Source organism: Acinetobacter sp. RG5, from assembly GCF_031844265.1.
Lineage (GTDB): Bacteria > Pseudomonadota > Gammaproteobacteria > Pseudomonadales > Moraxellaceae > Acinetobacter.
Genome location: NZ_JAUZUV010000034.1, coordinates 1 through 7,157 on the forward strand (window position 1 = coordinate 1; position 7,157 = coordinate 7,157).

Here is a 7,157-nt window from a genome sequence, read left to right on the forward strand (position 1 = left end):
TGGTTCTTGTTGTGCTGTTGGTCGTGAAAAAATATTGACTGATTGCTCAAGCAGTTGATTTTCCCAATCAATTATTTGGTTTTGATGTAAATCGAATTGAGTAGAAAGTTCAGCGAGTGTGTGGTCGCCTTTAATTGCTGCGAGAGCAACTTTAACTTTAAAATCTGCTGAATGATTACGACGTTTTCTTCGTGTCATGCTTGACTCCAAAAACAAGCATTTCCCATGCTTATTGGGGAGTAGATTATCACTTATAGGCATGGTCTAAAATCCTAGACCCACATCATTGCTCTGTTCTGGCTAGTTATAAACATATAACATCATAGTTGGTGTTTTTAGGCTTAACAGATCCTGTTGAGCCTAAGTTGTAAATTTGGAAATTAGCCATTTCAACAGTATTGAGCTTGTATAGCCAGTATCAGCTGAGATGGTTACGATAGAAAAAATTGGAAATGCAAAAAAAATCACTTGAAGTCCTGACCAAGCTAAGCGCAGTTTTGATATTAGATTTACCAGACTTTATTCGAGATTTTATCTTGAATCTTAAAAACAAGCTGGATGCTTACATCAAAAGAACTCTTAACAAGGGTGAAAAATCTCATAAAGGTGTTGATGAATTTGAAATTCTAAAATGGTTAATCGATAAAATTTCTTTAGATTTGAAACAGGTTCCAAAGCACAAACATAAAGAGGTACATGCTGTTCTATTTACATGTTTTTTTACTCAATTGTCCGATACCTTAGGTTTGCCATTATCACAGTATATGAAGGTGGGTAAAAATCCGCAGCGTTGTGTTCAATTGAGTGCAAGCACTTATAAAAAATACTTTGGCCTGAATAAAGACGTGAAGCTCAAGTTCGAACGAAACCTGAATATCAATTTTTACCCTGAAAAATTATGGTAGCTTTATGAGCCAAACTGATGAATTGTCAGCTGACAAGCAAATTAAACTATTGGAAGAATGGGTCAATCAACCCCTGAGTGTAAAAAAACAAATTTTGAATCAGCTCTTGGCGCAAGATCAGCAGGCACTGGAATTGTATGTTGCTGCTCACGATGTCCATGTGGTGATTAAAGACAATCGGATGGTGACACAAAAGAAATTATTGGTAGGCTTAACTCAATGGGCTAAAAGTGCATCTATAGGAGAACTAAGCGACCAACAAAAAGCAGCATTCATCTATTCATATCTTTTGACTGCAGTCTTGTGCGAAATGCTGAAGGGAATCATCTTGTTAGAGCCTCAGGCTGAAGAGAAAGAAAGACGAGTTATTTTACATAAGTGTGAAAAGAACAATAAAATCAATACAGTATCTTATGATTTAAAACTGTTGTTGCAAAAGCAGTTTTCTCACGCTGAGGAAAATAAACAACTGTATGCAGACATCACGCAAAAACTCCAAGGGATTGATGAATTTAATGCCAATGAGTTAAAAACTCTTTTAGAGCGCAAAACAATAAAAAACGATTTTGAACAGCTTAATCTCGGCCGCCATATTCAACAATTCATTATTGTTTGTAATGAGCTCATCAATAGTAGGTTAAATTCATCGTCAATCAATGTTCAGGCTTTAATCGACAACATTCAAAAGCGCATGACCCGCACACCTCATTCTGGCATATCTTCGTTTGATGTGGAGAATGATGATAAGGAACAGAATACAGAGGCCAATGTTGTCGATCCTGAACAGGATGAGATCGCCAAGCGGGTGAAGGGGAGTTTCTCTGATGACAAACAGAAACAGCTTGAAAAGCAAGCTAAGCGAATTCAGCGACGTGACTTAGCCTGTAAAACTAATCCGCTTTATCTGAAACCCAGTTTATTAACTGAGGTATATCAGCGATTACACGACTGTTATCAAGAAAATACGAGAAATGATGCATATCAATCGGCTTTAGCTGTGTGTGGTCTGATGTGTCTCTTGACCGGTCTGAGTCCAACGGTCTTTCAAAAGATCAAGTATTTGATTGGTATTGGTAGAATTAAAAAAAAATCAGTCAAAAAAGTCATTCATTATTATTGGGTGATCGATCCCAAGCTGAATGCCAATCATTCCGGTGCCATGCAAGATAAAGCACAGCGTTATAATCGGGCCTTAACCCTGGAATGGCGCATACCAGCACCCTGGATCACCAGTTTAGAGGCTTTAGAGGAACCTGAATTTTGTGTGATTGAGTACAATAATTTTTTGCGGGAAATTTTTAAAGAGCATGCAATTGGTGAAATCACCTGCGGTATGTTAGAGCGGCAAATCTATTTTTATATGGATATGGAGACGGATGATAACCTGGTCGCACACTTGCTGGCCAACAGAGATAGCCGTCATATCGTGCAATGGAACTATGAAGGGCGTCAGATCGATCAAATCGACCAGCATTTTCAAGGCTATATTAATGTTCTATTAGACCGTAGAAAAGGTGATCCATGGATTGAGAATAAACACCCTGGTCATATTTTTCATCGTGAGGAACGTATCGGCAGTCAGCGATGCTGGACTGTAGAGGCCGCGAGTGAATTTTTTAATCAGCTTTATCATTTTGTCAAAAACACATTAGCCAATACTCAAGCGAATCTGATCGAGAAGCTGAATGCTTACAGCATTTGGATGTGGCATCTTTCCTTAATCTGCCTGACGGTACGTCCAATAGTCGGCATGCCGGGGTTACTCAAACATTACGATCCTAAGGCACAACTGCTTTATGTGCATGATAAAAAAACTGATTCACGAAAAGTAGGACGTCCTGTTCCTGTTACAGGCTACTGGCAGGATCATTTCAATGCATATCGAAAATATCTGACGCAAACCATCGAGACACTCGGGATAACTAGTTTTAAAGTGAAATTGGAAAACGATGGTTTTATGCTCTATGTCATCTCACATCCTCGGATCAAGTCCCAAAAAGGTCAGGTGAATCTTGCGGAAGTCGTGGAGCATTTGGAGTTACAGCCCATGTCTGCTGATTTTGTCAAGAATTACCTTAAAGAGACCGTGCAGATTTATAAAAACTGGCCAAGGCATTTCACTAAAAATCATCTCGCCTTGAGTGGTGACATTCACAATACGCTATATACCCATGATAAGCAAAGCATGGGATTCAGTCACATTTCTGGATTAAGCCCTTATCTCTACAAACACGACATTCAGCAGCAAGTTAAAAGCTTGCTCAACAAACTAGAAATCGCAAAGCTTGAAGTGCTTTAAAGGACCATCTTGTGCTTGATACATCACTCGTTACGCAATTAGAAAATGCCATTAAAAGAGAAATCGCCGACATTTTTAAGGAAATTTCTCAGCTGATCACTGCTACATACACAGATGTAAATTCTGACCTTGCTCAAATTGATTTTAAGTGGCTTGATCAGCGAATTCTGGACAAGTTTACTCTCTATAGAGCAGTTTTAGAGCAGCTCTGCCAAATATCCAAATTTAAGGACAATGCTGCAGATTACCTTCAATTCTGTTTTAAACAAGTGAAACGGATTTGTAACGAGAAAAACCAGCAGTGGCAAAAGGATTACCCTTCCTATGCCGAGAGCTATGAGATTAAGTTGCCCGATTGGATAGTCTACACACCTAAACGTCTAGACAACGTTTTTTCAGGACGAAAGTTACAGCAGGGTACTATGCTCGTCGAGGTAAAAGAAAAACTGTATGTGAATTGGGCGGATTATCTCAAACAACAAACTCAAGGTATCCTCTTAGACTCTACGGCTAAAGAGCAACAAAAATTAGTGAATACCTTGTTTGAATGTCTGTGTATTTCATTAATTTTTGATCAGGGATGCATGCAACCTGAACGACTGATAGCCATTCATGATGCGATTTTTCATATGAACCTGGATAGTGGCTTGCTTCCGATCTATTCAGATGCCGAAAAGGTTCAAAAGGCTTATGTCTTTTCATACACGTTGCCCTCGACAAAGTATGGCAACATCTATCGTCAGGATGGCGAAGAAGAGGCGGAGTTATGGCAAACCCAACACATTTATTTCAATGCCTTTGCGATGTTATGTTATCGACGGATTCAGCAACTACTCAATGGACCGCAAGGGTATGTATTACAAAGCACTTCGCCATTGCTGTACTGGGAAAAAGAACAGAGTGAAATTGAAACGGGGAATCAGCCTGAAGCCTTACTGCTAGAAAAACTTAAAATCCATTTAAACATTGTACTGAATATGGCGGAGGAGGGGGACTCTAGAAAAGCACGTGAGGATCAGCCATTTGCACCGCTTAATCACGTGAAGCTATTTTTAAAAGGCTTGGAAAAGACCGGTTTTGCCATTTTTAAGCATATGGATTATGTCTTGTGGCAAGAGATTCCTAATCTGGATGTGTTAAGTACCAGTGTACTGAACAATCAGATCATCACTTCGCCTTTAATCTATGAGCAGTATACACAGCTCTATGATCAACCCGATTGCTGGAAAACTATTCAAGCTAGAATCAAAAATCTTGAAAAAAAGCCTCAAGTCTTAGACTTGGAGATGCCTACAGTTACAGTCAAAACATTTCATGATCGACGAACCGGTCAACGTCATGAGCTGAAATCCTGGCTTTTATCTTTTCATCAGGATATCAAACCCAAACAGCTTGCGGATCAACTCCAAGAAAGCATCCAAAAATTTGAGGACTATAAATCTGCGTATGAGGCTGGAAATGGCGAGTACCTAGATTATGTAGTGGCTATTGCACATTTACGCGTGTGTCAGTGGTTAGAAAACGAATTTGCTTATCATGGGAAAGCAGCTATTAAAGTCTCAACAATCAAGCGTTACTATAGTAGTTTTGTGCTTGACCTACTTTGTTATGTTCTAGAACAGCAGATCAATCTAGATACAGCCGCTGAAGAGCAGTTTGAGGAAATGTATCGCACGATTGTTGAAGAAAAACTGCTGAATGATCAGAAAAATCATAAAACGACCGCCCAAACCAACAACAATAAAAAATACAATACCTCGGGTTATGCCTTTGATCGGCTGAAAGCCTTTCACCAATACTTAGTCAAGAATCATCGTGCACCGATTGTGCAATATTTATATGAACGTCAAAGTGACGGTTTATTTTTAAAAACCAGACTCATTAGTCCGCAGATGTTTCAATTGATGATACGGATTCTTAGAGAATACCCAGAAGCTTTGGGTCTGACTGAGCAGGATGCAACCTGTCTAGAATGGGTCTATACATTGGCTTTTAGACTGGGCTTGCGTATTGATGAAGCTGCCGGGATCTGTATCGATGATTTTGTATCTCCGCAGTTACGAAAACATCCTGACAATCGACAGCTCTATTATGTGTTTGAATCCGCTTTAGATCAGCAGAAAGACGATCGATCTGACCATAAAATGAGAAAAACAATGGGTGATATTGATGATCTCACCCTCAGGATTCGTCTAAATTCTGAGCGTGATCTGAAAAGTGATAATGCCACGCGTCAGTTTGATTTAGTTCATTTTTTAACACCGGACGAGTTCACAGGATTTTGTCGCTTTTATCAAAACCTGTTACCTGGCTCTAAAGCGACTGCAGCAGTCTGCAATAGAAAAACCAAACAGCTCTTCATGCTGGGTGAACAACCTTTATCCAGTACAAATTTATCAAAAATTACCCAGTTGCTGTTTAATACTGTATTAGGGACAAAGGATCATCAATATACTTTTCATGCTTTCAGGCATAGTACCGCTTCACATTTGGCTATCCTTTTAAAAGGCAGCATAGCACTGGTACGTTGTTTTACTGACTATGATTCCGAGTTTGGGCGTAAGCTTAAAAAGCACATTTTACCCAATATGAAGGATGCTTCATCGCGTAGTGCCCAAGCCTGGTCTCGACTTGCGCATCTGATGGGGCATGAAGACATTCGGATCACTGCAAGACATTATCTGCATCATCTGAATATCCTGATTGCTGACATGTTTTATCAAGCAAACCGTGAATATTCACCTCAATTGATCAAGGCATTATTAGGCGATAGTCAGTTGATGCATCGCGATTTCAAAGTTGAATTTCAGTCGAATGAAAGAGATATTTTAAAATTGATGAAGAAGATTCATTCACACACAGAAAATAATTCTCAAACTGCTGCATTAAAGAGCAAGAAAAAGCAGAAGCAGCCTCAACAACAGGACGTATTTTTATACCGTGAAATATTTTTAGACGAATACCGGAAGTGGCGGGAAAAAAAAGAAATAGCAACGATCGATCCTGAAGTATTGAAGTTCATTCAATCGATCAGCCAGCCGTTTTCTCTCTATACAAGTCACGTCAAAAATAATGTTAATCATGAGGATCTTATTGGTTTTACTTGGAGTAAAATGGTGACATGGTCTACTCTCTATGAGATTGAGCAACCTTTTAACTTAAATAAAAATGTAACCCAGAAAGATCTTAAACATTTTTTTTATTGTTTAGAAAATAAAATTTCACTTGAAAAAGATCGTCCTATTTTGAACTTTAAGGCATCATCTGAAAATGACTTGATTGATTATAAAAGATTCTTAGATTTTATCAATAAACTTTATTCAAAAAATCCACAAAATTTTGAATGGGATGAATATGATCCGGATGAATTTAATAATGTAAAAAAGGGCGAGGTGAAAATAAAAAAATATAAAATATGGAATAAAAAAGATAATAATTTTATTCAAAAGATGCTGTTGCAAAGCGTCTTTTACAAGATGAAAGAGTGCTGAGAGTATCAAAAAAGAGTGCTTAGAGGTTCTATCAGAGGTTTAGCATATGAACGGAAATTTATCAAAAAAAATATATTTAAAACATATAGATATTGTTTTTAATTTTACAGCTTGGTTTTTCTGAGTATTTTTTTGCAGATAATCGGGTTTTTAGCGCTCAAAAACTGGGTAATTAATGGTGAAAATCCAACCCCGGGTTTTAGGCTTTTTGAGTGTTTTTAGCCTAAAAAAACAGCATTGTTGAGACGCAAGACAATAATCACGCTACGTTAAAATTAATTGAAATATTATTGATACAAATAATAACTTTTGTTGTTAATAAAATAATAAATTAAACGCGATTTAATATGAAATTGAGTGTTGTTTTAAATTAATTGGAGAATCAGTTTTAAATAATGTAACCCTCTATTTTGGGTTGATTTTTTGGTTTTTTAATCAAATGAAAAGTACGTTTTTTCATAT

At 37.7% G+C, this 7,157-nt stretch carries 4 protein-coding genes; 3 read left to right on the forward strand and 1 reads right to left on the reverse strand.

What is annotated here, in order from left to right; translation table 11 throughout:
* Nucleotides 1–198: transposase (locus Q9R21_RS14625; protein ID WP_311204761.1), on the reverse strand; the 198-nt coding region annotated here is incomplete at its 3' end.
* A gap of 254 nt (nt 199–452) precedes the next feature.
* Here Q9R21_RS14625 and Q9R21_RS14630 point away from each other — a divergent pair.
* The 3 genes from Q9R21_RS14630 to Q9R21_RS14640 are packed head-to-tail and all read left to right on the forward strand — an operon-like array spanning nt 453 to nt 6,695.
* Entirely contained in the window at nt 453–905 is a 453-nt protein-coding gene (locus tag Q9R21_RS14630; RefSeq protein ID WP_311204764.1) for a transporter, read from the forward strand.
* Between the two features lie 4 nt (nt 906–909).
* Complete coding sequence (locus tag Q9R21_RS14635; RefSeq protein ID WP_311204762.1) at nt 910–3,204, forward strand: hypothetical protein; 2,295 nt, start codon at nt 910–912, stop codon at nt 3,202–3,204.
* 11 nt (nt 3,205–3,215) lie between these two features.
* Nucleotides 3,216–6,695: a hypothetical protein gene (locus Q9R21_RS14640; RefSeq protein WP_311204763.1), complete on the forward strand. Its 3,480-nt coding sequence runs from the start codon at nt 3,216–3,218 to the stop codon at nt 6,693–6,695.
* Nucleotides 6,696–7,157: the final 462 nt, after the last annotated feature.

Bases quoted from the DNA above. Each gene is read 5' to 3' on its own strand.
- Q9R21_RS14630 (WP_311204764.1), top strand. From the start codon at position 453: ATGCAAAAAAAATCACTTGAAGTCCTGACCAAGCTAAGCGCAGTTTTG.
- Q9R21_RS14635 (WP_311204762.1), top strand. From the start codon at position 910: ATGAGCCAAACTGATGAATTGTCAGCTGACAAGCAAATTAAACTATTG.